Annotated in this window: 14 protein-coding genes, 2 tRNA genes and 2 rRNA genes; 11 read left to right on the top strand and 7 right to left on the bottom strand. The window is 41.9% G+C overall.

The window, feature by feature from the left end; translation table 11 throughout:
- Nucleotides 1-267: 267 nt before the first annotated feature.
- The 9 genes from IPN35_05035 (at nt 268) to hflX (ending at nt 9,933) form a co-directional block, all read left to right on the top strand.
- Nucleotides 268-3,308, top strand: a 23S ribosomal RNA gene (locus IPN35_05035).
- A gap of 94 nt (nt 3,309-3,402) precedes the next feature.
- Nucleotides 3,403-3,518: ribosomal RNA gene (rrf, locus tag IPN35_05030) — 5S ribosomal RNA — on the top strand.
- Between the two features lie 27 nt (nt 3,519-3,545).
- Nucleotides 3,546-3,926 carry a hypothetical protein gene (locus IPN35_05025; protein QQS58924.1) on the top strand — a complete coding sequence of 127 codons (381 nt, stop codon included), beginning with the start codon at nt 3,546-3,548 and terminating at the stop codon, nt 3,924-3,926.
- Nucleotides 3,927-4,767: 841 nt separating this feature from the next.
- Nucleotides 4,768-4,857: transfer RNA gene (locus IPN35_05020), tRNA-Leu, on the top strand.
- A gap of 358 nt (nt 4,858-5,215) precedes the next feature.
- Complete coding sequence (gene tuf / locus IPN35_05015) at nt 5,216-6,412, top strand: elongation factor Tu (protein QQS58923.1); 1,197 nt, start codon at nt 5,216-5,218, stop codon at nt 6,410-6,412.
- A gap of 156 nt (nt 6,413-6,568) precedes the next feature.
- Nucleotides 6,569-6,892: a 30S ribosomal protein S10 gene (rpsJ, locus tag IPN35_05010; protein ID QQS58922.1), complete on the top strand. Its 324-nt coding sequence runs from the start codon at nt 6,569-6,571 to the stop codon at nt 6,890-6,892.
- A gap of 24 nt (nt 6,893-6,916) precedes the next feature.
- Nucleotides 6,917-7,840 (top strand): FtsQ-type POTRA domain-containing protein, encoded by a 924-nt coding sequence (locus tag IPN35_05005; protein QQS58921.1) that lies wholly within the window; start codon nt 6,917-6,919, stop codon nt 7,838-7,840.
- Nucleotides 7,837-8,727, top strand: coding sequence for a D-alanyl-D-alanine carboxypeptidase (locus tag IPN35_05000; protein QQS58920.1), 891 nt, complete (start codon nt 7,837-7,839; stop codon nt 8,725-8,727). The genes IPN35_05005 and IPN35_05000 overlap by 4 nt, the downstream gene beginning before the upstream one ends.
- Nucleotides 8,728-8,793: 66 nt before the next feature.
- Nucleotides 8,794-9,933 (top strand): GTPase HflX, encoded by a 1,140-nt coding sequence (gene hflX / locus IPN35_04995; protein ID QQS58919.1) that lies wholly within the window; start codon nt 8,794-8,796, stop codon nt 9,931-9,933.
- A gap of 6 nt (nt 9,934-9,939) precedes the next feature.
- Here hflX and aspS read toward each other — a convergent pair whose 3' ends face one another.
- On the bottom strand, nt 9,940-11,691 hold the full coding sequence (gene aspS / locus IPN35_04990; protein QQS58918.1) for an aspartate--tRNA ligase: 1,752 nt from the start codon (nt 11,689-11,691) through the stop codon (nt 9,940-9,942).
- Between the two features lie 76 nt (nt 11,692-11,767).
- Nucleotides 11,768-18,169, bottom strand: a complete 6,402-nt coding sequence (locus IPN35_04985) for a hypothetical protein (GenBank protein ID QQS58917.1) — start codon at nt 18,167-18,169, stop codon at nt 11,768-11,770.
- Between the two features lie 274 nt (nt 18,170-18,443).
- Between IPN35_04985 and IPN35_04980 the strand changes: the two genes are divergently transcribed.
- A complete protein-coding gene (locus IPN35_04980; protein QQS58916.1) occupies nt 18,444-19,250 on the top strand; it encodes a class I fructose-bisphosphate aldolase family protein in 807 nt (268 codons plus the stop codon).
- 51 nt (nt 19,251-19,301) lie between these two features.
- Nucleotides 19,302-19,376: transfer RNA gene (locus tag IPN35_04975), tRNA-Phe, on the top strand.
- Here IPN35_04975 and IPN35_04970 read toward each other — a convergent pair.
- The 5 genes from IPN35_04970 to IPN35_04950 form a co-directional block, all read right to left on the bottom strand.
- Nucleotides 19,355-21,025: a recombinase family protein gene (locus tag IPN35_04970; GenBank protein ID QQS58915.1), complete on the bottom strand. Its 1,671-nt coding sequence runs from the start codon at nt 21,023-21,025 to the stop codon at nt 19,355-19,357. The genes IPN35_04975 and IPN35_04970 overlap by 22 nt on opposite strands.
- 226 nt (nt 21,026-21,251) lie before the next feature.
- Nucleotides 21,252-21,893, bottom strand: a complete 642-nt coding sequence (locus tag IPN35_04965) for a hypothetical protein (protein ID QQS58914.1) — start codon at nt 21,891-21,893, stop codon at nt 21,252-21,254.
- Between the two features lie 192 nt (nt 21,894-22,085).
- Nucleotides 22,086-22,382 (bottom strand): hypothetical protein, encoded by a 297-nt coding sequence (locus tag IPN35_04960; GenBank protein ID QQS58913.1) that lies wholly within the window; start codon nt 22,380-22,382, stop codon nt 22,086-22,088.
- A 14-nt stretch (nt 22,383-22,396) separates the two neighbouring features.
- Nucleotides 22,397-22,882, bottom strand: coding sequence for a hypothetical protein (locus IPN35_04955; protein ID QQS58912.1), 486 nt, complete (start codon nt 22,880-22,882; stop codon nt 22,397-22,399).
- Nucleotides 22,879-25,668 carry a DEAD/DEAH box helicase family protein gene (locus tag IPN35_04950; GenBank protein QQS58911.1) on the bottom strand — a complete coding sequence of 930 codons (2,790 nt, stop codon included), beginning with the start codon at nt 25,666-25,668 and terminating at the stop codon, nt 22,879-22,881. Before IPN35_04950 ends, IPN35_04955 begins: the two co-directional genes overlap by 4 nt.
- Nucleotides 25,669-25,670 lie beyond the last annotated feature (2 nt).

The raw sequence follows: 25,670 nt of genomic DNA, 5'->3' as shown, positions 1-25,670 counted from the left end.
TCTAAAGAATTTTTAAAAAAAGTATTTGACAGAAAAACGCACTTTTGAAAGAATCTTCTGGCGCTTCTTCTGAGTTTCGACATATCTCCGTTCACACGTTTGGGGATGTGTTTCAGAGGCGCTCTGTTCTTTAAAATCAACGGAAGGAGAAAGTGTTGTGATGATTGACATCACAACAAAAGTCTAACAAAGATAATTTAAAAAAATTTTCCTGAAAGATATCTTCCTCAAATGATGGAAGTTGTTTATCAAGAGGGAGGTTTTGCGGAAAAGAAAAGTATTGGCAAGAAATGGATGCCTCGATTCTAGATTCCGATGAAGGACGCGGAAGCCGGCGATACGCCTCGGTGAGCGGGCAAATACGCATTGACCCGAGGATTTCCGAATGGGGGAACCCATCCCGATACGTCGGGAAAGCTCCGGATGAATAAAATAGTCCGGTTGCAGGATACGCAGTGAACTGAAACATCTCACGTAACTGCGGAAAAGAAATCAAATAGAGATTCCCTGAGTAGTGGCGAGCGAAACGGGAAAAGCCCAAACCCTGCTTTAGCGGGGGGTTGTAGGACTCCAACATCTGAATATTCCAGGAAGCCGAATGACTCCTGGAACGGACAGCCATAGCGGGTAAGAGCCCCGTAGGCGCAAGCGGAATATTCGGTAGGATGTTCCTGAGTAGGGTCGGACACGTGGAATCCGGCTTGAATCTGGGTGGACCACCATCCAAGGCTAAACAGATCTAGAGATCGATAGTGTACCAGTACCGTGAGGGAAAGGTGAAAAGAACCCCGGAAGGGGAGTGAAATAGAACCTGAAATTTCTTGCCAGAATAAGAGTCGGAGTCTCGATTTATCGGGATGACGGCGTACTTTTTGTAGAACGGCTGAGCGAGTAAGCTGTCGGTGGCTTGGTTAAGGGAGTAATACCCGGAGCCCAAGCGAAAGCGAGTCTTAAAAGGCGTTTGTCGCCGGCACTTGACCCGAAACCGGGTGAGCTAACCATGGGCAGGGTGAAGCGAAGGTAACACTTCGTGGAGGCCCGAACCCACGCGTGTGCAAGACGCGGGGATGACCTGTGGTTAGGGGTGAAAAGCCAATCGAACCCGGAGATAGCTGGTTCTCCTCGAAATAGCTTTAGGGCTAGCCTCGAATGTTAACTTGCAGGGGTAGAGCTCTGTCACGGCTAGGGCCCTCCACAAAGGGTACCAAACCGTAACAAACTTCGAATACTGTAATGTATTGTTCGGGAGTCAGACTGCGACAGCTAAGTGCCGTAGTCAAAAGGGAAACAGCCCAGATCGCCGTCTAAGGTCCCTAATGAAGTCTCAGTGGTAAAGGAGGTGGAAATGTCGAGACAACCAGGAGGTTGGCTTAGAAGCAGCCATTCCTTTAAAGAGTGCGTAACAGCTCACTGGTCCAACGTCTTTGCGCCGAAAATATAACGGGGCTTAAGGCTTCAACCGAAGACGCGAATTCACGCTTATGCGTGAGTGGTAGAGGAGCGTTCCGATCTGCTGTGAAGTCAAACTGTGAGGTCTGGTGGAGCGTTCGGAAGTGAAAATGCTCAGATGAGTAACGGGGAATGAAAGTGAAAACCTTTCACACCGCAAAACCAAGGTTTCCCACGCAATGGCAATCAGCGTGGGGTTAGTCGGTCCTAAGGCGAGGGCGAAAGCCGTAGTCGATGGACATCCGGTTAATATTCCGGAACCAGAAATAGTTCGTCCAACGTGAACTTGTTTTAAAGTGACTCGAGTTCATGCCCTTCGGGGTATGTTCAAGATGATCTGGCGAATAGGGGAGCGAGAAGCGGAGGGACGCCATTTGGTAGCCCAAGCCCGTTAATGAATTCGGGTGCAAGTCTCTAGGCGTTGATCCCGATAGGTAAATCCGTCGGGAGAGCTAAAAGATTATGCCAAATACCACCCCGCGAGGGGAGGCGAGTTGGGTAACCCAAGTGGACAAGAAAAGCTTCGCTTCGAGAATTATTTTTGACCGTACCGCAAACCAACACTGGTGGTTGAGTCGAGTAGACTCAGGTGTTCGGGAGAATTGCGCTCAAGGAACTCGGCAAAAAAGCATCCGTAACTTCGGGATAAGGATCGCTTCTGCCCTTTTGATTCATCAGGAGGTTGGAAGCCGCAGCGAAAGAGCCCGGGCGACTGTTTACCAAAAACACAGGTCTCTGCTAAGTCATAACGACGATGTATAGGGGCTGACCCCTGCCCAGTGCCAGAAGGTTAAGAGGAGGAGTTCACGCTCCGAATCGAAGCCCTGGTGAACGGCGGCCGTAACTATAACGGTCCTAAGGTAGCGAAATTCCTTGTCGGGTAAGTTCCGACCCGCACGAATGGGGTAACGGTCTGGGCACTGTCTCGAGCGCGAGCCCGGTGAAATTGCAATCTCGGTAAAAATGCCGAGTAACCACAGTTAGACGGAAAGACCCTATGGAGCTTTACTACAGTTTGACATTGGGGTGCGGCGTAACATGTGTAGGATAGGTGGGAGACTTTGAAGCCTTGTCGCTAGGCGGGGTGGAGTCACCCTTGAAATACCACCCTTGTTGCGTTGCGCCTCTAACCTGAGCCGCATTCTGGTTACTAGACCTTGTGTCTAAAAATCTAGCAGCTAGAATCCGGTTCAGGAACAGTGTTTGACGGGTAGTTTAACTGGGGCGGTTGCCTCCTAAAGAGTAACGGAGGCGCGCAATGGTTGGCTTAGCACGGATGGAAATCGTGCTGAATGTGTATGCGCAAAAGCCAGCCTGACTGCAAGACCTACAAGTCGAGCAGGGACGAAAGTCGGTGCAAGTGATCCGGTACTTCCGCGTGGGCGGGGTATCGCTCAACGGATAAAAGTTACCCTAGGGATAACAGGCTTATCGAGTCCAAGAGCTCATATCGACGACTCGGTTTGGCACCTCGATGTCGGCTCGTCGCATCCTGGGGGGGGAGCACCTCCCAAGGGTATGGCTGTTCGCCATTTAAAGCGGTACGCGAGCTGGGTTCAGAACGTCGTGAGACAGTTTGGCCCCTATCTGCTGTGGTAGTTTGGAAAACTGAGGGAATCTGTTCCTAGTACGAGAGGACCGGAATGGACGAACCTCTGGTGTACCGGTTGTACCTGTCAAGGGCATGCCGGGTAGCTACGTTCGGAAGGGATAACCGCTGAAAGCATCTAAGCGGGAAGCCTATCCTAAGAATGTTTTCCCTATGAGACCCCTTGGAGAACACAAGGTTGATAGGCCGCAGGTGTACGCATGGTGACATGTTTAGCCGAGCGGTACTAATGGTCCATTGTTCTTTTTCGCTCTTTATACCTCCCTTTTCTTGATAAACATCTTCTGCAATTTGAGAAGTGAAAAACTTTCTTCTTCCGCGTGATTTCTTAAAAAAGATCGCGTCTTGGTGGTTCTAGCGACGGGGGTACACCTGATCCCATTCCGAACTCAGAAGTTAAGCTCGTCAGCGCCGATGGTACTTGGACCCTTGGTCCTGGGAGAGTAGGTCGCCGCCAAGACACGGTCTTTTTTTGTCTCTGATCTTCATGACAGCAGATCCTCTTTTGAGTATCGCTCTTGTTGATGATAAATCCTACGGTCTTCAACAAATTCAAAATGCTATTCCTGCTTCCGCAGAGTTAGAATGGTTTTCTTCGGCGAATGATTTTTTGGCAAGTGGAAAAACTTTTGATTTTGTTTTTCTCGATTACTATCTCGATGAAGATGGCATTACAGGAGATACTATTGTTTCTGCTGTTCAGCAATATGCAAAGGAAATTATTGCTTTTTCCAGTGTTCCTTCGGGAAATAAAAAAATACTTTTAGCAGGAGCACAGCGATCTTTTCTCAAGCTTTTAGGAGATAACAATGATGCGCTTCATACTTTCTTTTTAACATTCTTGGTAGAGAGAAGATCTGTAGATTGAGGATTTCCAGAAAAATACCTACGCTCCCACTATCTTTTTTTCAGATGGCTATTGATTAAAGTCGGTTCAGGGTTTTTCTCCTTCAAAATCGATATCATCTTTTTATGCGTCAGGATGAGTGGCGGGTTTTTGTTTTTTACCTGGGACTCTCTCTTGATCAAATAGGTGTTCTTAATACTTTTGATACTTCAGATTTTTCTGAAAAGGCTATGGAGGGGGTATGATGCGCTTTTTGTGGTTGGTCCCAGTGAGGTTTCGGTGAATCCTCCCGAACCCCTCCTTTTTTTGTTTTTTAGTGTCAAGATCTTCTCCGATTTTGTGCGGGAAAAGAAATTCGGTATTTATTTCTTGTTTTGGATTTTAGTTAGTATTCCTTGCTTTTGGAGCGGGGATTATTAAAGATACAAATGGGTACCAAATGCGAAAGGCTCCCTATACGAACTCTTCCTGCCACAAAAACCGATCTACTTCTCCGTGATATTCCCAATGGTTTTTTGGCGATTTCGGTACACTAAGAAAAAGTACTTTCCCCCCCTCTTCTCTTGAGCTCTTGGCGGAAAGTACAAATAGATCTTTCATTTTAAAAATAAGTGTTTTTTTGGGGTTTCAATTTTATCCTGAGATTGATTATTTTACCCTTGTTTCGTGTTTAGGTGTCTATAGGCAAAATTCTACAGAAGGAGAAGGGCACTACCAAAAAACACTTTTAAAATTCTCTGAAATACCAGATTCAAATCGAATTCTGCAAATTTTTTTGACAGGGTTCTTTCGGCACAAATGTCGCTTTTTATTTGACTTTCTTGGGAAAAAAAATAAGAATTCCCTGCGTCAGTTTACGTTTGGGCGAGTGGTGAAATTGGTAGACACGCAAGGTTGAGGGCCTTGTGAACGTTATTTGTTCGTGGAGGTTCAAGTCCTCTCTCGCCCACCATCATCACTTTTTAATGAGTAACCTCTCTTACGGAAAAGATGACAACCAATCATCTTTCTTTTTGACGGTTTATGAATACAAGTGTTCGTGGTTTATATGAAATAATCATTTTGTAGATTTGAGTAAAAAAATGACTGTGAAAACTAAGAAATGATCATAATTTAACTATTGGAAGAAGAAGGGGAGAATTTATTAGCGGTTTTTTGAAGGCATTGCGAGTTCATCACCACTATCGCATGAGAAATACGATGGGTATTAAAATGGTGTTCGGCTGTTTCACCCCGAAAAGCATTTGACACTTTCAGGAAGGGCGAGATACAATCGTTAGCGATATTTTTTCTTTCTCTATTTTTATCAAATGTCAACTGGAGTGTTTAAACGAACGAAGCCACATGTCAACGTTGGAACTATTGGACACGTTGATCATGGAAAAACAACTCTAAGTGCTGCCATATCCCAAGGCTTTCATAAGCTTTTCGGTGGAGAAAGTAGCATTAAGAACTTTGCGGATATTGATAATGCTCCAGAAGAGAGAGAGCGTGGAATTACTATTAATACTTCGCACCTTGAATATGAAAGTGCAAATCGTCATTACGCTCATGTGGACTGTCCAGGGCATGCTGACTACGTCAAAAACATGATTACTGGTGCTGCTCAGATGGATGGAGCTATCCTTGTGGTTTCTGCCGCTGATGGTCCAATGCCTCAAACACGAGAGCATATTGTTCTCGCTCGTCAGGTAGGAGTTCCTGCTATTATTGTCTTCTTGAATAAGGTAGATCAGGTGGATGATCCCGAACTTATTGATCTCGTGGAAATGGAGGTTCGTGAGCTCTTAAGCAAGTATGAGTTTCCGGGTGATGATGTTCCCGTTATTCGAGGATCTGCACTCAAGGCTCTTGAGAACCCCAATGATGAGGAGGCCATGAAGCCGATTAAGGAACTTGCTGAGGCACTTGATAACTATATTCCTGAGCCAAAACGTGAAATTGATAAGACCTTCCTCATGCCAGTAGAAGATGTTTTCTCTATCAAAGGACGAGGAACAGTGGCCACTGGTCGTATTGAGCAGGGAATTGTAAAAACAGGAGAAGAGGTGGAAATCGTAGGAATTCATGATACGCGAAAAGTTATCGTAACAGGAGTGGAGATGTTCAAGAAAACTCTTGATGAGGGACGTGCAGGGGATAATGTAGGAATTCTTCTTCGTGGTATTGAGCGTGAAGAAATTGAGCGTGGACAGGTTATTGCAAAGCCAGGAACTATTAAGCCTCACACAAAGTTTGAGGCGGAGGTGTATGTGCTTTCAAAAGAAGAAGGTGGACGACACACACCTTTCTTTAAGGGATATAAACCACAGTTCTATATCCGAACTACGGATGTTACCGGTGAGGTTATTCTCCCTGATGGTGTTGAAATGGTGATGCCAGGAGATAGCATTAAGATGAATGTTGTTCTTGGGGCACCCATTGCTCTTGCTGACCAGACAAAGTTTGCTATTCGCGAAGGAGGCCGAACGGTTGGTGCTGGAGTTGTGACAAAGATTATTGAGTAAAAAAGCCGATTTGTTCTGAGTCGGAAAGCATCCGACTCAGTATCAAGCTGGTTTTCTGTTCCTTTCCAATTTTTTTCTCCAAAAAGGATGTGACTTTTTTGGGCAGAAACCATGTCTCACTCTTCCTCTTGGAGATTTTTTCTTTTTTTGTGTTTCATGTCCTCTGCGGTTATGCAAAAGATTCGTATTATCCTAAAGTCTTTCGATCACACTGTTGTTGATGATGCCGCTAAGACTATTTTAGAAACCGCAAAACGCACGGGCGCATTAACGTCTGGGCCAGTTCCACTTCCTGTAAAAATTCGAAAGTTTACAATAAACCGATCAACGTTTGTTAACAAAACAGCACGAGATCAGTATGAAATTCGTGTACACAAGCGTCTTATTGATATCACAGAGGCAACGAGCAAAACAATTGACCAGCTTCAGAATCTTCATCTTCCAGCGGGAGTAGAAGTATCTATCAAGATGATTTCCTAGTCACCTCAACATCCTTTTTGTTTCATGAGAAAACCGTTTCAGAGAAAAAAGCTTTTTGCCAAAAACTCTTCCGGATTTTCTCGTCGTCTTCAAAAAAGTGTACAACGTCCGCAGACACGAGAGAGGGTTGACCGTGGAAAACCGAAAGGTATTTTTCGAAGAAAGTTCGGTCGTGCGCTTTTAGTAATTCGCGCGTTTCTCTTTCTTGCGCTCTTTGCTGGAATTTTTTTGGGAATCGTCTCTTTAAGTGCGTTTTTTGCCATACAACATGTGCTCATTTCTCGAACCGATATGAGAATGCAAACGCAAGATTTGGATGCCTATGTTAAAAAATTTTTCCGAAAAAATCTCGTTTTTTTACAGAAATCAAAAGTACAGGAAGATTTTTTTACCGCCTTTCCTGAAATAAAAGAAGTTGTCATTCACAAGAGTTTTCCAAATACCCTTCAGATCAGGCTCTCCTCGTATCCAGTGGCATTTCGATGGGTGTGTGAATACGAAAAGAAAACTATTTCTGAAGAAGGAAAAATAGAATCCAAAACTCTTCGGGAAACTTCTTTTGTAAATGAAAAGGGTTTGGCGACTGCTTCAGATAAAGAGGATCAGGATGTATTTTCTGTCTATGAAAAAGATCCATGTCGTCCAAGAAATGCGGAGCAGAAGAGGGTTATTTCCGAGGAATTTATTCGTTATCTTCAGAATACCAAAGCAGAACTTTCTGAGATTCTTGGAAAGCCAATTGTTCGAGCAGGATATTTTCGGAGTGCTCGTGAAGTCCATTTTATTTCTGAGGACGAAACTGCCTTTTGGATTGATTTTTCCTCTCCGCCTGAGAAGCAACTCGAGAAGCTTCGAACTGCCCTTTCTGCGGAACCTTCATTAAACAAAGAACTTGACCATGTTGATCTTCGGATAACGAATAAGATTTTTTACGCACCCAAAACATGATCATTGCTTCTCTCTTTTTTTCTGGCTTTCTCTCATTCTTTTCTTTTTTTGGAGACGAGAAACTTGTTGTTTTTGATCATATTTTTCAAAAGAGCTCTCGAATTATTCCCACACTTGAAGAGCATCTTCTTCCTCCTTCTCAGGAGCTCCTTCTCAGCGATATGGAGATTTCTGCTCGTTCGGCTGTTCTTCTTGATATACAAACGGGCTCCGTACTCTTTGCGAAAAACGAAGGTGAAAAACTCCCTATAGCGAGTCTTACAAAGCTGATGACCGCTATTCTTGCGCTCGAGCAGGGACAGATAGAAAATCCTATTTCAGTGCCAAAACTGGCGACAGAGGTTGAGGGGAGTCGAATGTTTCTCCTTTCGGGAGAGGAGATGATAGGGGCAGATCTTCTTCGGGGGCTTCTCATTCAATCTGCAAATGATGCGGCGGTAACACTGGCATATTCTGTGGGAGGAACAGAAAAGCATTTTGTAGAACTCATGAATCGTCGAGCACACTATTTGGGGCTGACGAATACTCATTTTGCAAATCCACATGGTCTTGATAATCCAGAAAATTATTCTACCGCTAGAGATGTTGCCTTTCTTGCGAAATATGCACTCACGTTTCCTTTTGTGCGGAATACGGTGTCCGTAAGGAGTATGACAGTAAACGATATCTCCCATCGCTTTTCTCATGAGCTCAGGACAACAAATGAGCTTCTCGGAAGCACCTTTCCCATTTTTGGTCTTAAAACAGGAACAACAGAAGCGGCAGGAGAATGTTTTGTTGGGCTTGCCACCATTCATGAAAAAGATTTTCTTATTGTGCTCCTTGGAAGCAGGAGCCGTTTTCAAGATACAAAGGCAGTACTCTGGTCTCTTCAAAACGCTTTTTAGCTCCTCTTTGCCGAAAGATATTCTTCAGAAATTTGCTGAAAAATTCTATTTTGAGAGAATGTTCGCATGAAATATATTCACGAAGTAAAAACCATTATTCTTAACGTTTTTCCTTTGGGAAAAACAAAATTTGTAGAATACAGAAGTATTGATGAAATGTTGGCGCTTGTAAAAACGGTGGGAGGAATTGTCGTAGAAAAAATTATTCAAAAGCGCGGACGTCCATCAGCAAAAACTTTCCTCGGAGAAGGAAAAATAGAGGAAGCCACTGTATTTGCGAGAGAAAACAATATTGATCTTGTTATTGTTAATGGTGTTTTAAAGCCAAATCAGCATCTTCATCTCAGTAAACTGTTTCCAAAGAACATAAAAATATGGGATCGCATTGATCTTATTCTTGAGATATTTGATCGGCATGCCAGTGCTCCCGAAGCTAAAGCACAAATTAAATTGGCACGACTCCATCATGATATTCCCAAAATTTATGCACGAGAAGCCACAACACTGTTTGAGCGTTCTGGAGCTGGAATTGGAACACGTGGAGCAGGAGAGAGGGGGATTGAAGAGGAAAAGCGACATATTCGAAGGCAAATAAAATTTCTTGAGGAAAAGCTCGCGGTTACCCGAAAGAAAATGCTCTCGCAACAAAATAATCGAAAAAAAACAGGGATGCCGGTGGTGGCGCTTGTGGGATATACAAATGCCGGAAAATCTTCCCTTATGAAAGTCCTCACAAGAAAACCAGGAATAAAAGTGGATGATGCCCTTTTTGTGACGCTGGAAACCAAAATTGGAGTGCTTTGGCTTCCCTCTGTAAAGACAAGCATCTTTGTAGCGGACACCATTGGCTTTATTCACGATCTCCCACCACAGCTTATTCAATCGTTCCTTACAACGCTTACTGAAGCACGTGAGGCAGATATACTTATTCATGTTGTGGATATTTCCGACCCCGATTATCGCGAAAAAATAGAAACTACAGAGGACATTCTTCAGCGCATTGATTGCAAAAATCAGGCACGCATCCTCGTGTTCAATAAATACGATCGAATTCTGGAGCGAAAACAAATTGCAGAAGGAAATGCTTCTTTTCTTCCGCTGCGGGAATATTCCAATCAAAGTCCGATTTGTCTTTCTGCAGAGCAAGGAGAGGGGATGGATCAACTCAAAAGGCGAATTGAAAGCATGCTCTTTCCAGAAAGATAGCGAGTCCTATGCCTTTTTTTCTATGAGCTGAATCCCGAGTTCTTCCACCTGATTTTTTGGCATTGGACTTGGGGCACCAAGCATGAGGTCTTGCGCACTTTGATTTTTTGGAAACGCAATAACTTCTCGAATATTTGGCATGCCGGCAAAAAGCATAACCAGTCGATCGAGACCAATGCCAAGTCCTCCGTGTGGAGGGGCACCATATTGAAATGCCCGAAGCAAATGTCCAAACCGTCTTTGGGCATCTTCTGGGGAAATCTTTAAAATATCAAAAATCTCTGCCTGCAAATCTGCTTCATGAATTCTCATAGAGCCTCCGCCGAGTTCAATGCCATTGAGCACCACATCATACGCCACTGATCGACAATGAAGAGGGTCAGTTTTGAGCTTAGCGCGGTCTTCCTTGTGGGGACGGGTGAATGGATGATGCACGGCGCCAATGCTTCCGTCATCTCCTTTTTCAAACATAGGAAAATCTGTCACCCAGAGATACGCAAATTCCTCGGGATTTCGCAGTCCAAAACGATCACCAAGTGATAATCGTACTTGTCCGAGAGGTTCGGTTGCTTGTCGAAAATCCCCTGCACCAAAAAATACAATGTCTCCCGATTGGCTTCCAGTTTTTTCTGTAACGGTTTTTAGGAATTCTGTTTTGGAGTTTTTCGCCACAGGACCGGAATCTTCTCCAATGCGAAGCCAAGCAAGTCCACCAGCACCATGGTTTCTCGCAAGTTCTGTAAGATCATCAATATCTTTCCGTGTCAGCTCTCCTGAAGATTTTGGAGATCGCAAAGCAAAGAGTCGCTCGGATTTCTCAAAAATGCCAAATCCACATCCTTCTTTTGCTTCTGTAAGATCGGTAAATTGAAGGTCAAATCGAACATCAGGTTTATCGGAGCCATATTGTTCCATGGCTTCCTGCCAAGTCATTCGTGGAAACGATTTTGGAAATTTTTTCTCTGGTGCGTGTTTTTCGGTAAGGGCAACAAGACATCCTTCAATAACTTGTAAAATATCTTCCTGTTCGCAAAAGCTCATTTCGATTTCTGCTTGTGTAAATTCTGGCTGGCGATCACCACGCTGATCTTCATCTCGAAAGCATCGGGGAATTTGAAAATATCGATCAATTCCCGCTACCATAAGGAGTTGTTTGAGCTGTTGAGGCGATTGCGGAAGAACATAAAAACTTCCGTGATGCAATCGTGAAGGAACAAGATATTCTCGACTTCCCTCTGGCGTACCTTTTACGAGAATAGGAGTTTCAATATCGAGAAATCCGTGTTCGCAGAAATAATCTCGAATGGTTTTTGTCATTTCTGCACGGAGAATAATATTCCGCGCCATGTGTTCTCGACGAAGGTCGAGGTATCGGAATTCGAGTCGTAAGTCTTCTCGAACGTCTTTGTCTTGATCGATTTCAAATGGTGGTGTTTTAGCCGTATTTAAAATTTCTACTTCTGATACCAATATTTCAATGTTTCCTGTGTCCATGTTCGCATTTTCCATGCCTTCCATGCGTTGACGAACGGATCCGGTGATGCGGAGTACATATTCCGAACGAACCGTTTCTCCAATGTGGTGGGCATCCCCACTTGCTTCTGGATCAAATACAATTTGGGTCAATCCGTGGCGATCGCGCAAATCGATAAAAATAATACCACCATGATCGCGACGACGGTGTACCCATCCACAAAGTGTTACTCTTTGTTGATCATCTTCTTTGCGAAGCTGTCCGCAGGTATGTGTTCTGAGCATTACTCCTTATAAAAAAGAATACAGAAGAGAGTATGGCAAAAAAGAAGATCTTCTCCAATAGGGTTTTTGTTCCCCCTTATTCGCTCGCACGATCCACAATAAATAGATCTCCTTCAGAAGTTCCAAATACTTCTGGTCGATAAATCTGTTCTGCTTTTGCGGGAAGAAGGCGGAATTCCCCTTCTGTCGTTGCTCGCGCGAGAAACTCAAATTCATATCTTCCTTGTGGAAGCCAGTCAGCAAAGAGAAAAATATGATCATCTCGGAATTCTCGATGTCCAAAGTACCAAAGGTCATTCTCTGGACACCAATGGAAGTCACAAGAATTGATCAATGATTTGAGTGATTCATCTTCTGTTTCGAGTGCAAAATTAATGCCCTCCAGACCGGCAGGAAGTGGAATGGTGATACCGACATAATTTCGGTTTTCTGGAACGAGAAGAGAAATTTTTCCGCGGAGTAGTTCTCCTTTTTTTGCGGAAAAGACAGGAGTTTTCTCTTCTTTATCTTCTGTGCGAAAGAAGGCGCGCACTATACCAAATCCATTATTTTTTTCTGTTACATCTTCTGCAGGGATAAATGTATTGGCAACAATGTCGTAGTACGCTGTCCCTGTGCTAGAGCTGATATCGATACTATTTTTTGAATTGAGAATAAGATCACTCACAGGAACGCTTCCGGTTGTCTCTGGTGTTTCTGATGAGAGCGTTGCAGAAAGAACTGGCGAAAGATTCACGAGTCCACGGATTTCTGTTTCGGTTGTCGAAGAATCTTTAAGAATCTCAAGAAATGCGAGGAGCGCCCATGAGGTACTTTGGGTAGACCCCCATGCTCCGCCAAGATATTCTGCTGGAGATTTTTTCTGTCCACGGAGGTAGGAGAGAAATTTTGGAAGAAGTGGATGATCAGGGTTTGCTTTTTTTAGTGCAAGAAAGCCAATGGCGGTCGAGCGAATATCGGAGCCAAAATTTGCATCGCTTCCTCCCGGAAGAAATGTGTCTCGATCGGTTTGGACAACGGATGCTTCTATTTCTGTAGTGAGTTTTTCCTCTAGTTTTTGTGCTGCTTCTTCTGAGAAGTCTCGGCTCAAAAGAGCAAGCAGAAGAAAGCTCTTTCCTTCGGAGGTGAGTTTATCGGTATTTCCTGCAAAAACAGAAAAAAGCGAGAGATCAAAAGGAATGCCTTCCGAAAGCGCATAAGCGGCAAATGCCATCGTATCCCACTGCGAAAGTGTATCGGGAGAATTTTTTAGGGGGGGAGTTTTTAAAATATTCCACACATATTCTCGAAGATTATCAAGTGCCTGTTCGTCCACGGAAAATCCGGAAAGACGGGTTTGCTCCAATCCAAAAAGAATATAAGAGGAGAGATAGGGGAGACTCTTTTCAGAATCTTTCCAGAGTGCAAAACCACCATCAGATTGTTGAAGCGGAAGAATACGCTGAATCCCTTCACGAATATTCTTTTCGAGCTCATCCTTTTTTTCTGGAGAAAGAAGAGAATTTTTCTCTTGGTACAGACGCCAAAGGAGGACATTTGGAATATGCGCGCTCATAATCTGTTCTGCACACCCATAGGGATAGTGAATGAGTGAATCGAGATCGGCAAAGAAATTCTCGCCAAGTCCCGTAAAAACGGAGAGAAAAAGGGATCCTGCGTTTTGAAGTGTGTTTTTTGAGAGCAGAAGTGATTCTGTCTTTTTTACATTTTCTCCTGAAAGTATTCCATTTGTGGCGAATGATTCTCCTAAAATGGGTGCTTTTACCGGAATGCTCCAGTCTATCGAATCTATAGCTCGTTCGGCATCACCCCTTGCAGAGAAATGAAGATTGATGGGAAGAGGATCTCCTTGGCGGTTTTCCTTGTTTGCTTCTGCGCGAATGAGAAACCAAAGGCTTCGACTTTCTCCTGCAGAAAGTGTGAAACTTTCGGTGTCTTTTCGAAGAACTTCCGCATTTTCTGCCGAAAAATTAAATCCAATAATACGTTCATCTTCTGTGCCATTGTGTACCAATGCCCCTATAAGTGCCGTATCTCCTGCTACAAAAAATCGAGGAGTAATGGGTTCTATAAAAAGAGGTTTTTGACTCACAAAATTTTCCTTGGCACTTCCAAAGCGAGAATCAGGGGTATTTGCTGTTGCCCATGCTTGCCATGTGGTGACATTGTCTGGAAGTGTGAATGTTGCCGTTGCTTTTCCACTGGCATCTGTTTTGAGTTCCGCTTGCCAAAAAGCAGTATCTCGAAAGTCACCTCGTCGTTTTCGAAGAATCTCCAAATCTTCACCACCACCACCACCTTTTTCTCCTTTTTGTGAGGTGACATCAATCCGGTTAATGAAGTACACGAGAGAGTGTGCGGTGCGAACCCCAAGGTCACGGAGAGCATAAAATACCGCAAAAGGATCTTCATTTTCTCGTGTTTTCAGTGCCAAGAGCGATTCATCTACCACGGCGATCGAAAGATCGGCATTGCCTACTGGATCACCATCCGCAGTTGTTACTAAAAAGTAAAGTTCTGCCTCTTCTCCGGGAAGGTATTCTTCGCTTCCAGAGGTAATAGTAAGAGAGAGTCTACGGCTTTCGGGAGAAACTCGAACAGGAATCATCCCCATCTTCATTTCTGGGCGAGGTGACTCTGCTCCAAGTTCGGGAATATCTTTGCTTCCAAAGAGTTCTTCAATGGTTTTTGTGAGCGATGCGTCTTTTTCTTCTGCACTCTTTTTTTCTTGAGAAATGGTTTGAATTTGTTGTGCTACGGATGATATAGCTTTCTGAATACCTACTTCTGCAGAATCCCCTGTTTCTACAAGTTTTTTTGAAAGTTCTTCTTGTTGGCGCATGAGGGCGGTAATTTTTTCCGAAAGCACCCCAATATTTTCTTTGACATCCTTTCTTTCTCGAATCATATTTTCTGCTTCCCCCAACTTTCCTTTTCCCTTCGAGAGAATAACAGAAACAAATACATTGGGGATCATATCTTCTGTTGTTTGGAGAATGATGGGCTGTCCGGGAAGAAGCTTTGTGACTTGTGTTTGAAGGACATTTCGTCGTTCAACGGTAATGAGAGCATAGGCTTCTTCTGCAAAAGGAGATTCTGGAAGGATAGTGATGCTTTCTCCTGGCTTTACTTCTAGCTCACTCGACTGAAGCGAAATGCGATCATTGTTTTCTCGTCGCCATGGCGAAGGATACTCGGCAGAACTCCTCCAGACACTATCCGAAGAGGAGCCAGTGTTTCCTCGGTCATCTTCCCATTCTACGAGAATACGAAGTTGACCGTAGTAATTAGCACTTTTTTGGAGTGAAAACGAAATATCTGTTTTTCCTCCAACGTTTGTTGTTCCAGAAGCTGTTTCGAGTTCTTTTGTTTCCTCTGCGCTCTCCCAGTAGAAATTTCCATCAACATCTTGTTTCTGAATGCTGTTCCATGTCACCTGAAGGAGTTTTGCAGAGAATTTCTTTCCAGACAGGAGATTCCCGTTGGTATCGCTCGCAATAACATTTGCAGAAACTGTTTCATCGGTATCATCGAGAAAAAACTGATCACTTCGGACGCCAAATACAAATGCGCTCGAAAATGCGGGAAAAGTGGCACTTTCGGAAACAGTTCGTTCTTCTGCGTCGACTGCTGTTACCCGAAGTGTAAGAAGGCGGTTTTCAGAAAGTTTAAGGGGAAAATGAATGGCGAGCATTCCATTTTCATCAGTGACCCCCTCCCCTTGAAAGCGCACCTCCTGATTTTCTTCACACCCCCATTCACACCAACCCTTTTCATTCCCAAAAGAATACCAACCTTCTCCTTTCCAGCGGTCGAAGGAAAGATCTGTCTCTACTACATGCCAAGAGATACGTGCATTTGGAAGCGGTGCATCAAAAAAATAAGAAGTATTGATAGTTGCAGAAAAATCGTCTCCGGAAACATATTCTTTCTGTGCTGATGTAATATTCACTCGAAACGGTGGCTTCTGATACTCTTCCATCCAAAATGTTGTATCAGTAATCCAGTCTTCTTCTTTATCCTTGGTGACAAAAAGAAAATATCTTCCTGTAGGGGCAGAGTCAGGAGTAGAGAACGATCCATTTAATGTCCCAGAAGAAGAAATAGGATATAGCTCATTTATAACTTCTTCTCCTTGACTATTCTCAATACGAACGCGAACCGATTCTGCTTTTGGAAGAGAAAGGAGCACATCACGATCATCTCTAAGAATTGCCTTAAATTGTACAGTATCACCTGGACGATAGATGGGGCGATCAGTAAATGTGGTTCCAATGGTGCGGGTTTCAAATGAATTCCAATCGAACGGAATGCCAAAATCCCAATTTGAAATACCGCGACTCCACTCAGTTCCTGCTACTGCAAAAAGTTCATCTTTTTGCCCCATGGCGAAAAAACGAGAGTGCTCTTCCGAAAGCGAAAATGAGGCAATCCCTGTCGCATCTGTTGTTCCCTCTGCAAATGTCTTTCCATCACTTCCAGAGAGCTTTACTTTTGCTCCCGATACCGGAGCGCCACTGGTAAAATCTGTCATCCAAACAAGTGCCTTGCTAGAGCCTGTTTTAATGGTGAGTGATGCATTGACACGAAAGGCAACTCCCGAAAATACAAACGGTTTTTTGCTCCACGAATCTACCACCTGAGTAGAACTCGCTTCCCAAAAAAGAAATGGCGTGCGTGCATTGGCTTCTTCTAGGGGGGCTTCAAAAGTAATGAGTTCATTTGGTGTTCCTGGAACGGGTATATTTTTTTCTTTGCGAGTAGGGTTTCCCACACACGAAAACTGATACCATCCCCATCCTCCTTCTCCTTCAATTTGGCGAACTTTTTCTTCAGGAATTTCGCATGTTACAAATCGCACGTTGTCCACGTTTCGTGCGCTCAAATACACCGATGCCGGCTGATCGGAACGATAAACTCCTTGAACATCTCCTCGAGTCATTACGGTGAGAAAAGGAGCATAGTCGCCAACAGAAACGGAGAGGTCTTTTTCTGAAGATATCGGTTGTCCAAAAACATCTGTTAATCCTTCAGAAAGAGACAAGGAATATTCAGTTTGTGGTGTTTTAGGAAAAGTAAGGGAACACTGCGTCCCAGAGCAAGAGACGGAGATATCTTTTGGATCTATCTCTGGTGTGAGAGAAAGGTGACGAAGCATATCTTCGGATTGGTTTTTTTCTTCTCCTTTTTTCTCATCCCAATATGTCATCAGCGTACAGAATTCGAGTGTCACCGATGATCCTGGACGAATATTTTCATGAGAAGTTTGATTCCCATCATCATTCACAAGAGAGAAACAAGGGTCTCTTAGAGTTTGAAATGAAATGGAATACGATTCTTCTGTGGGAAGATCTCCAGATCGAGGGGAAATACCCGTTGAGATATGAAGAACAATATTTTCTTCGCGAACAAGAGGAGGGTCAAAATCGAGAATAATTTCCTTGGGATTTTCGGGGTTCTGAATAAGAATGTCGTCCATTGCCTGATCTTTTTGCTGTGAATATCGATCTGGAGTAATGGAAAAATGTTCATAAAAACTGCCGAGTTCTACCGGATCACTCCACGTAAGGACAAGCGTTGAATTTGGGGAAATATGTTCTGCATGAAACGTGTTTTCTTCGGAATCTTCTGAAAAAGAGATATTTCCGGTACGCACGGAAACAAGCTTTGGAACCGGTGTTTTGAGCTTCCATGATGCTCCAGAAAGTGTCTTTCCACCATCTTCTGTGGGAAAACCCTCATGAAGAGTCATTGTTATTTCTTGTGCCACTGGCCATTGTTCCTCATTTATGCGAAATTCGAAGGCACTTGTTCCCAGAAAACGAAATTCCCCTGAAACAGGTGGATCTGTTGTAAGAAATTGCTGAAGTGTGGTAGCAGATTCTTCTCCTAGCGCATGAATAGGACGATCAAAGAGAACGGTAACAGGTTGTCCAGGACGAATAAGCGTTGTTTCGGGAATTTGCTTTCCCTCTTCTCCGGACTGTGCTCGTTGAACATTTCGCCATGAGGCGGAATCTATGGGGGTGATAAGCGAAATTTTTGGAGGACTCACAACGCGATATATGAGTTGTACTTCTGAAAGAAGCTCTTTCCCTCGATGACTTTTTGCGGAAGGAGCAATGGTAAGCGTTATACGATCTCCTTCTGTAAGAGAGTTTTTTGGAACATATCGGAATGCTGCATTACTTTCCCATTCAAAATCGCCATCAAGAGAAGGGGAGAGTAAAAAGGCATTCTCCACACTTTTCCGATTCATTGGCTCTGTGAATGAAACAAGAAAGGAACCATTGCTTGCTATATCTCGTTCTACTCCAGAAACAAATCCACTAGACACCTCTGGTGAATCAGCAAAAAAAGGAAGGAGAAAAAATAAAGCACTTCCCAAAAAAGAGAGAATGAGAACACCAAAAAAAATCCTCAGAATATGGGGAGAAAATCGACTGGTTTTCAGAGAGGAACCCTCAGAAGTGTTCATGGGAGAAGACGGCAAATACATACCGCACGTTGCCGTTTTTATAAGGGAAAGTCAAAATCCGGTGATGTATCTCTTTATACTAAAAATCTCGCATTTCTTTTTCTTGATTTTTCTCAATTTCCTCGGCAGGATTGGAGCGTATGAGAAAGTGGTTTTGGTTTTTTGGCTTTTATCAATTTGCCTGAAAGAGGGGCAGAGAGCTTTTGGAAAAACCATTTTTCTCCTCCGTCCCCCTCAAAAAAAAGTGAAGGGGTATTTCTTTCTTTCTCAAAATATGACAACGACCGGAAAATATATCAGAAGAGAACGCATTCTTGATCGAAATACAGGAAAAACTATTATCATCCCCCTGGATCATGGTGTGAGCGAAGGACCTATTCCTGGTCTTATTGATGTAGGAAAAACCGTGGATGCCGTGGCAAATGGAGGAGCAAACGCTGTTATCGGACACTTAGGGCTTCCTATGTATGGGCATCGTCATCATGGAAAAGATGTAGGACTCATTCTTCATCTCTCTGCTTCAACATGCGTGAACCCTGTTGATACGAACGATAAGGTTCTTGTAAATACTGTAGAACGTGCTATAAAAATGGGAGCAGATGCGGTATCGGTTCATGTAAATATTGGTTCAAAAACAGAATCACAACAACTGCGAGATTTGGGAGAAATTGCAGGACAATGCTTAGAGTGGGGAATTCCTCTTCTCGCCATGATGTATCCGCGTGGAGAAGGCCTGAAACATCCCGAAAAATCAATGGAATCAGTGGCACTTGCCGCTCGAGTGGGAGCAGAGTTAGGAGCGGATATTGTTAAAACCTACTACACGGGGGATCCTGAATCAATGCGAGAAGTGGTAAAAGGGTGTTCTGCACCCATTGTTATTGCGGGGGGGTCGAAGCTTACAGAGGAAGAAACGCTCAAGATGATTCGTGGTGCTATGGACGCAGGATGTGCCGGACTTTCCATTGGTCGAAATGCTTTTCAACATGAAAATCCAGAGCGATTTGTAGCGGCAATGGCAAAGATAGTTCATGGAGATGTTAGCGTTGAGGAGGCACTTTTATTTCTTCGAAATGGATAATCTTGCCAAGGCGGAAAAAAAGAGGAAGAATAGCTCAGTATTTTTTTGTGAGGCCGGGTAGCTCAGTGGTAGAGCAGTGGACTGAAAATCCACGTGTCGGCAGTTCAATTCTGCCCCCGGCCACCATTCAAGACTTTTTCTTCCGAAGAGGTCTTTTTTTTGTTTTGCTCAAGCCCTTTTCCGATTCTATCCCCCTCCTGCCCATTCACAAACTTCTGAGGGTTGAACCGAAAAAAGATTTCTGCACTCACTTTCCATTTGGACTCTTCTCGTGTTCGGTTCATTTCAATTCGATCCACAAACAAATGACAAAGAATTTTCTTTTGCTTTGGGGTCAGGTTTTCCAACCGGTATTTTACTTCTTCTGATGCGCTTTTGAGCTTTTTCACTTCAATATCAAGAGAACTCAAAAAAATAAGCCTGTCTTCCCTTTCTTGTATCTCCTCTTCAATTCGGCTCATTTCTTCTTCTTTCTCCATAATTCTTTTTGCCATCTTTTCCTCTGAATAGCTTCCGTTTTCAAAGGCGTTTTCAATTCTGGCGATATTCATTTCCAAATTCATTTTCTTTTCTCGCAGGAGTGCAATTTCTTCTTCGATTTGGAGAATATTGGTTTTTTGAGAATATTCCTGAGAAAGGTAGGTTTTTATAAAGATTTCTGGATTTTTCATGGCTTCCATAATCTTTCCCCAAACATATTCTTCAATCTGCTTGGCAGGAATCTCAAAAACAGAGTGATGCGTTCCATCTTTTCCTTTGAATTGCTTTCTGGCGTAAGAATAGGCGTTGTCAGAGCGTTTTTTTCCAACAAATGATTTTGGCTTTTCAAGGCTCATGTCTTTGATTTTTCCGCTCAAAAGGTAGTCTGTCCCTGATCCGCTTCCTTTTCGTTCGCTACGAGCATTCTGAGCTTGTTGAAAGGTAAATTCAGAAACACAAGAAGGAATCTCCACTACTGTCCATTTATCCTCGGGAAGCATTCTTCCGTTTTCATCTTTTTTGTTTGCCACAAATTCCCCTCTGTATATTGGATTGGAGAGAATATTTCTAATCATCTTTTCTGTCCAAAGACCCCCTTTTCCTTTTGTTTGATTTCCTCTTGGAACTGCAAGTGTATTGAGTCGATTGGTAATTTGCCCAAGACCCATTTCTTCATAAATTGACCATTCGTACATCTTTTCGACCCACTTTTTTTCTTGTGGAATAATCTTGAGACGCTTTCCTTTTCCGCTTTTATTCTTTACGGCTTCATATCCATACGGAATAGCATTTCCTGTATAGTTCCCCATTTCTGCCGAAGCGATCTTTCCCATTTGCGTTCTTCCCTTTATGAGTTCGCGTTCAAATTGGGCAATAGCTCCGAATATCTGAAAAATCAATTTGCCAATAGGACCCTTGAAATCAATGTTCTCCTGAACCGATACAAAACTCACATCATGCTTTTCCATTTCTTCAAACATCATGAGGAGATGCTTGAGACTCCGAGAAAGGCGATCAATTTTCCAAACCAAAACCGCGTCAAATTTCCTTTCTCGAACTCCTGCCCGAAGTTTTTCCAGTTGTGGGCGCATCAGATCACTTCCCGTGTGAGTATCCGTAAAAATCCACTCCTCTTTTGTTGTGAGATTGAGCGCAGTGTTATTGTTTACATAATCAAGAAGTTTTTTCTGTTGTGCCTCAAGGCTGTATCCATCTATTTTTTGTTCAGCAGTTGAGACACGAATATAAATAGCAACTCTTCTTTTTTCGCTGTTTTCACTTGGAAATTCTTTCATTGAGCCAACTGTAACCCAAATAAATTTTGGTATCAATCTTGATATTTTTTCAAAGTATCAAAAACGCCAATATGAGAAAGAACACCTGTAATGTCCTTTTCTGCCCCCCTTGGGTTTTCTTCAGGGTAATGGCAAAAAAACTCAAAGTCACTAAATGCCGTTTTTATTCTCGTTATCTCCGTTTCCATGCCCCTATTCTTCCAGAGGGGCTTTCCTAAGAATACTCCTATTCCCCTCCTTTTTCTTCCTTTTTTTCCCTTTTTTTGAATATTTTTGGATTTAGGGTTATTTCTCCATCTTGTACCGAGAAAAAGAGTTCATTTGTAGGGAAAGAAAATTTTTCTCGAAGTGTTGCTCTGAAATTCTCAATTCCTTTTTGAATCTCTTTTTCCTCCACTTTCATCAATGCCTTCAAATCCTCTATTTGAACGCTTTTTATTGCCATGTCATCAAAGGAAACACTCATGAGTTCATAGGGAAATTTTCCCTTGTTCATTCGGTATTCTGCTTTCGGTGTCCAAAGCCGAAAGGGAGGATCAAAGAATATTTTTTTATGCTTTTCTTTTGTGGTGAGTTCCCTGAAATCAAAATGTACAAATCCTGTTTTTTTGCTGTAAGTAAAGTCTTCAAAGAATTTTTCTGTAAGGGAAATACGGAAATGAATTTCTTCTTTGTCACGAGAAGCAAAATAAACATCTTTTGAGAAAAAACCTGTTATTTCAATATCTCCAATACTCTCCAGATAAAGAACAGTAGCGACAAAATCTATTTCATTTTTTATTTTTTCTTCTTTTGGTTCATGAATGAGAAAGTTTGTATGAGAATGATCTTTTATGATGGAAAAAATATCTTTCACAACTATTTCCATTTGTTTTTCTCTTCGTAAAATATTGTATTCTATGAAATACAAATCGTTCTTTTCCCACTTTTCGAGATATTCAGAAATATATTGATCTGCTTTTTTTTCGTTGACCTCTGCCAGAATGTCATAATACTGAAAATCACTATTCCACCCTCCAATATCAGGAAATTCTTTGAGAAATCCTATATCTTTTGGGAGTTATTTTGGTTTTTCTTTTCCGAAAAAAAAGAGTTTATCAATATTTTCTTCTTTATCTTCCTTCTTTTCTATTTTGTAGTCCCAAATATAAAAAGAAGTCAGGATTTCTTCTTCATAGAAATCATTGAGGCTTTGTTTTATTTCCTTATCCTCCAAACACGCCCTCGCTCCTACATCAAGAAAAACATATTTTCTTTTGAGCCTTTCTTTCCAATCCTTTTTTTTGTGGTAAAAAAGCGCGTAATACACAAGAAAGAGTTTTTCGGGCTCTGCCAGTTCTATTTGAAAGTTGGTCATTTTTGAAACCGAAATCATTTGGGATTCTTCCGTTTTCTGATAAGAAAAAATCCTCCAAAAAGTATCAGAGAAATACCCAGAGGAGGGAATAAATACAGCACAAAAGCCGTAATATTATACAAAAAAGAAATTCCTTCGTTTATTATTCCCACACACCAAGGAACAATTTTAAAATACATCAAAAGAAGTAATCCTCCCCAAATAATACCTTTAATCTCTTTGTATGCCCTAAAATCTCCAAGTATTTCTACAAAGAGAAAATGCAATAATTTATAAAACTTGATCCAATATAAAAATGCTCCAAGAGAAACAAAGGTCAATGCACTATACAAAAGGCGTTGCCATTCCAGAGCATCAACAACCTCAATTTCTTTCCACTCAAAGGGTTCTCCTGAAAAGAAATACCAAAGGAGGCTTATCCCCGAAAATAAAAGAACAAACAAAGCCTTTGAGAGGTTTTCTTTAAAAAATGCCAAAAGCGTAACTCTTTGCCAGCTCATTCTTTCTCGTACAATGAAGAAAATTCTTTCTCAAAACCCCCCTTCTGCTTTTCGTTATACAAAGGAAGCCCAAAAAGCAGATAGTCCTTCCCTTCTTCTTTCAAAATATTTTCTTTTCCGTACTTTTCAGAGATTTTTTGTAAAAACTGTTCTTTCCATCCTTCTTTTGAATTTTGAAAGCCTCCTTCATTGTCGGAAAATTGTCCTCCTTTTGGTTCTATAAAAATTTGATAAGAGAGCTTTTTTTCTTTGGTCTTGAGGAAGAGTAAAAAGTCTGGCTGAAAGCCCTTTCCATCTTCAAAAGAAAAGATTTTATATACTTCCTCATTTCTGAGGAGATACACTTCTTCATATTTCTCTTCCAAGTTCCCCATATGGTTTTTTAGGGAATTAATCAGATTTATTTCTTCACCCGTTCCATGAAAGCCGTTCAATACATACCAATTTTTTTGCAAAAGCTCTTCTTCAAGTCTCTTGTTCTCATCTTCTTCCAGAATGCTTTTTTCTTTTGGTTCTTCAAAAAATGTACTGAGTTTTTCGGGAAAAAACTCGCTTCCGATATGAGGGCGTGAAAATGCCTTCATTTCATTTTCTACTTGCCCAAAGAAGGCAAGCAAAATACTTATTTTTTGCCCTCCTGAGACATTTTCCCACGCTTCTCCTTTGGGGAGTATCACATTCAAAGAAAGACCACCAAAAAGCTCTTTTTTGAGTATTTCTTCTTTGCTTTGTATATCGAGCTCCTCTTTGAGTCTTTCAAAAGATAAAAGGGAGCCTGCTTTTCTTCCGTGTGCATGAAGGGCTTTCAAAACAAGGTGTCTTTCAAAGTCAGAAAGATATTTTTTTTCTGTCTTTCCTTCTTGCATTTCGCTTTTATAGAGTGTTTTATCTTTTTTATCTTTATCTCCAATTCCCACCTGTTCTTCTTTTGTTCTTTCTTTTTTTATAGCGTGAGAAAACTCCCAGTCTGCTTGTATTTCTTCCAATGTTTTTTTCTTTCTTTTTGGATTTTCGAGCTTTTCATTCACAAAAATTTTTATTTCTTTGTAAAAATCACTTTCCTGAAAAAAAGATTTTAAAGAAAAGGTTTTAATCTTTTTATTATCCTGAATGAGTTTTTGTTCTTTCAATGCCCTTTTGAGTTCATCAATATACCGTTCATCATTATCACTATGAAAATAGAGCTCTTCCAGTATTCGCATTTCATGCTCTAAATCTCCATCAAATTTTCGTTTTCGTTTGTCGTGGTCATTATACGCAAAAGGAAAGTATCGTACCCCTCGCCCAATGAGTTGCACTTCGGAAGTGGTTGAACTTCCTGCTTTTCTTTTTCCTGAAGCTTCTTTTCCCTCATCTCGCCCTGTATAAAGCCTCACAATATCGTAAAGATTGAGCACATCCCATCCTTCAGTAAGCCTTTGGACGGTGAAAATTGCCCGTATATGGTTGTTTTTGTCTTCGAGGCTATTAAGAAGCTTGTCTTGTTCTGGCGTTGTTTTATCTGCTCCTCTTGGTCCTTTTGCCCCCTTGTCTTTTGAGTTGGTAATAATGCAGTGTTTTTCTGAAAAGTTATACTGCAAAAACTCAATAACTTCTTGAAAGGAAATATCATTTTTTTCCAAGAAAGATACAATTCCCTGAATGCGGCTTTGCCCTTTTTGATAGATTTCTTTTCCTTCGGTGATTTTCTCTTCTATGCTCAAAAGAAAATCAAAATCTTTTGAAGTAAGATTTTCAATAATATCCAAAAACTCTTGATAGTCCGCTTCTGATTCGGCAATGGTTTTGCTCCGAAAGAGAATAACGGGTTTGAAATTGGGGATACTGTTTTTGAGGGCAATTTTGTGCCTATACCAATGAAAAAGAAGGGCTTGTACAATTCTTCTTTTTTTATCAAAAGAGGAAGAAATAAGGTTTATTTCTTTGGTATATCCGGCTTTTAAAAATGCCTCTAAATCAAATTTGAAAATGGTTTTCTCTCGGTACTTTTCTTGTACGCTCTCATCTTTTGGAACCGTCGCCGTAAATTCCAGAAGTACATTGTTGTTTTTCTTTTCTTGTATTGTTCTCCCTTTTTTCAAAATCTTGTTCATCACCGTATTTTCCCAGCTTTTTTCAATATCCTTTTGAGAAGCCCCCTCTTTGAGTTCTTCCATAAATTCAAGTCCAAGCTCTTCCGCTTCATTTTTCTTTTTCTTCGTGTCAGCGTTCAAATGGTGTGCTTCATCTGCCAGCATGACAATATCTTTATTTTGGAGATCTTCGAGGTACACGGCATTTTCTCGGACCGTGTAAATATCATTGTGAAGCTTGTGAATCGAAGTAAATTTTATTTGTATGTCATCACTATTATCCGAGAAGGTTTCCACTTTTTTTATCTTTACGGTCTTTCCATCCAGAACAATATTTTCCGCAAAGAGGTATTTGTTATGGTTCGGATCGCAAAAATTATTTTCTGTTTTATCGACAATATTATTTTGGTTTACAAAGAAGAGAAAGTTTCGGTGTCCTTTTTGGTAGTAATACAGCATCAAACACGCCATAAGAAGCGTTTTCCCTGTCCCTGTTGCCATATTGAAGAGAAGGTGGCTCGGATCATTCAGTGGCTTTTCATACTCAAATTCTGGATCATCAAACGCCAAAAAATATTGAAGAGCTTCTTTTTGCCAATCCCAAAGAGGGAAACGCAAATTTTGCGTGATATATTCGGGGACTTCAATTTTGGAAAGGACTCGCCTTCCCGTGTTTTCCAGTACTAAATCAAAGAGGTATTTTTGGTCGGTCATGA

The organism is Candidatus Peregrinibacteria bacterium, assembly GCA_016699755.1.
GTDB lineage: Bacteria > Patescibacteriota > Gracilibacteria > CAIRYL01.
This window is presented reverse-complemented; position numbering and strand designations above follow the sequence as displayed.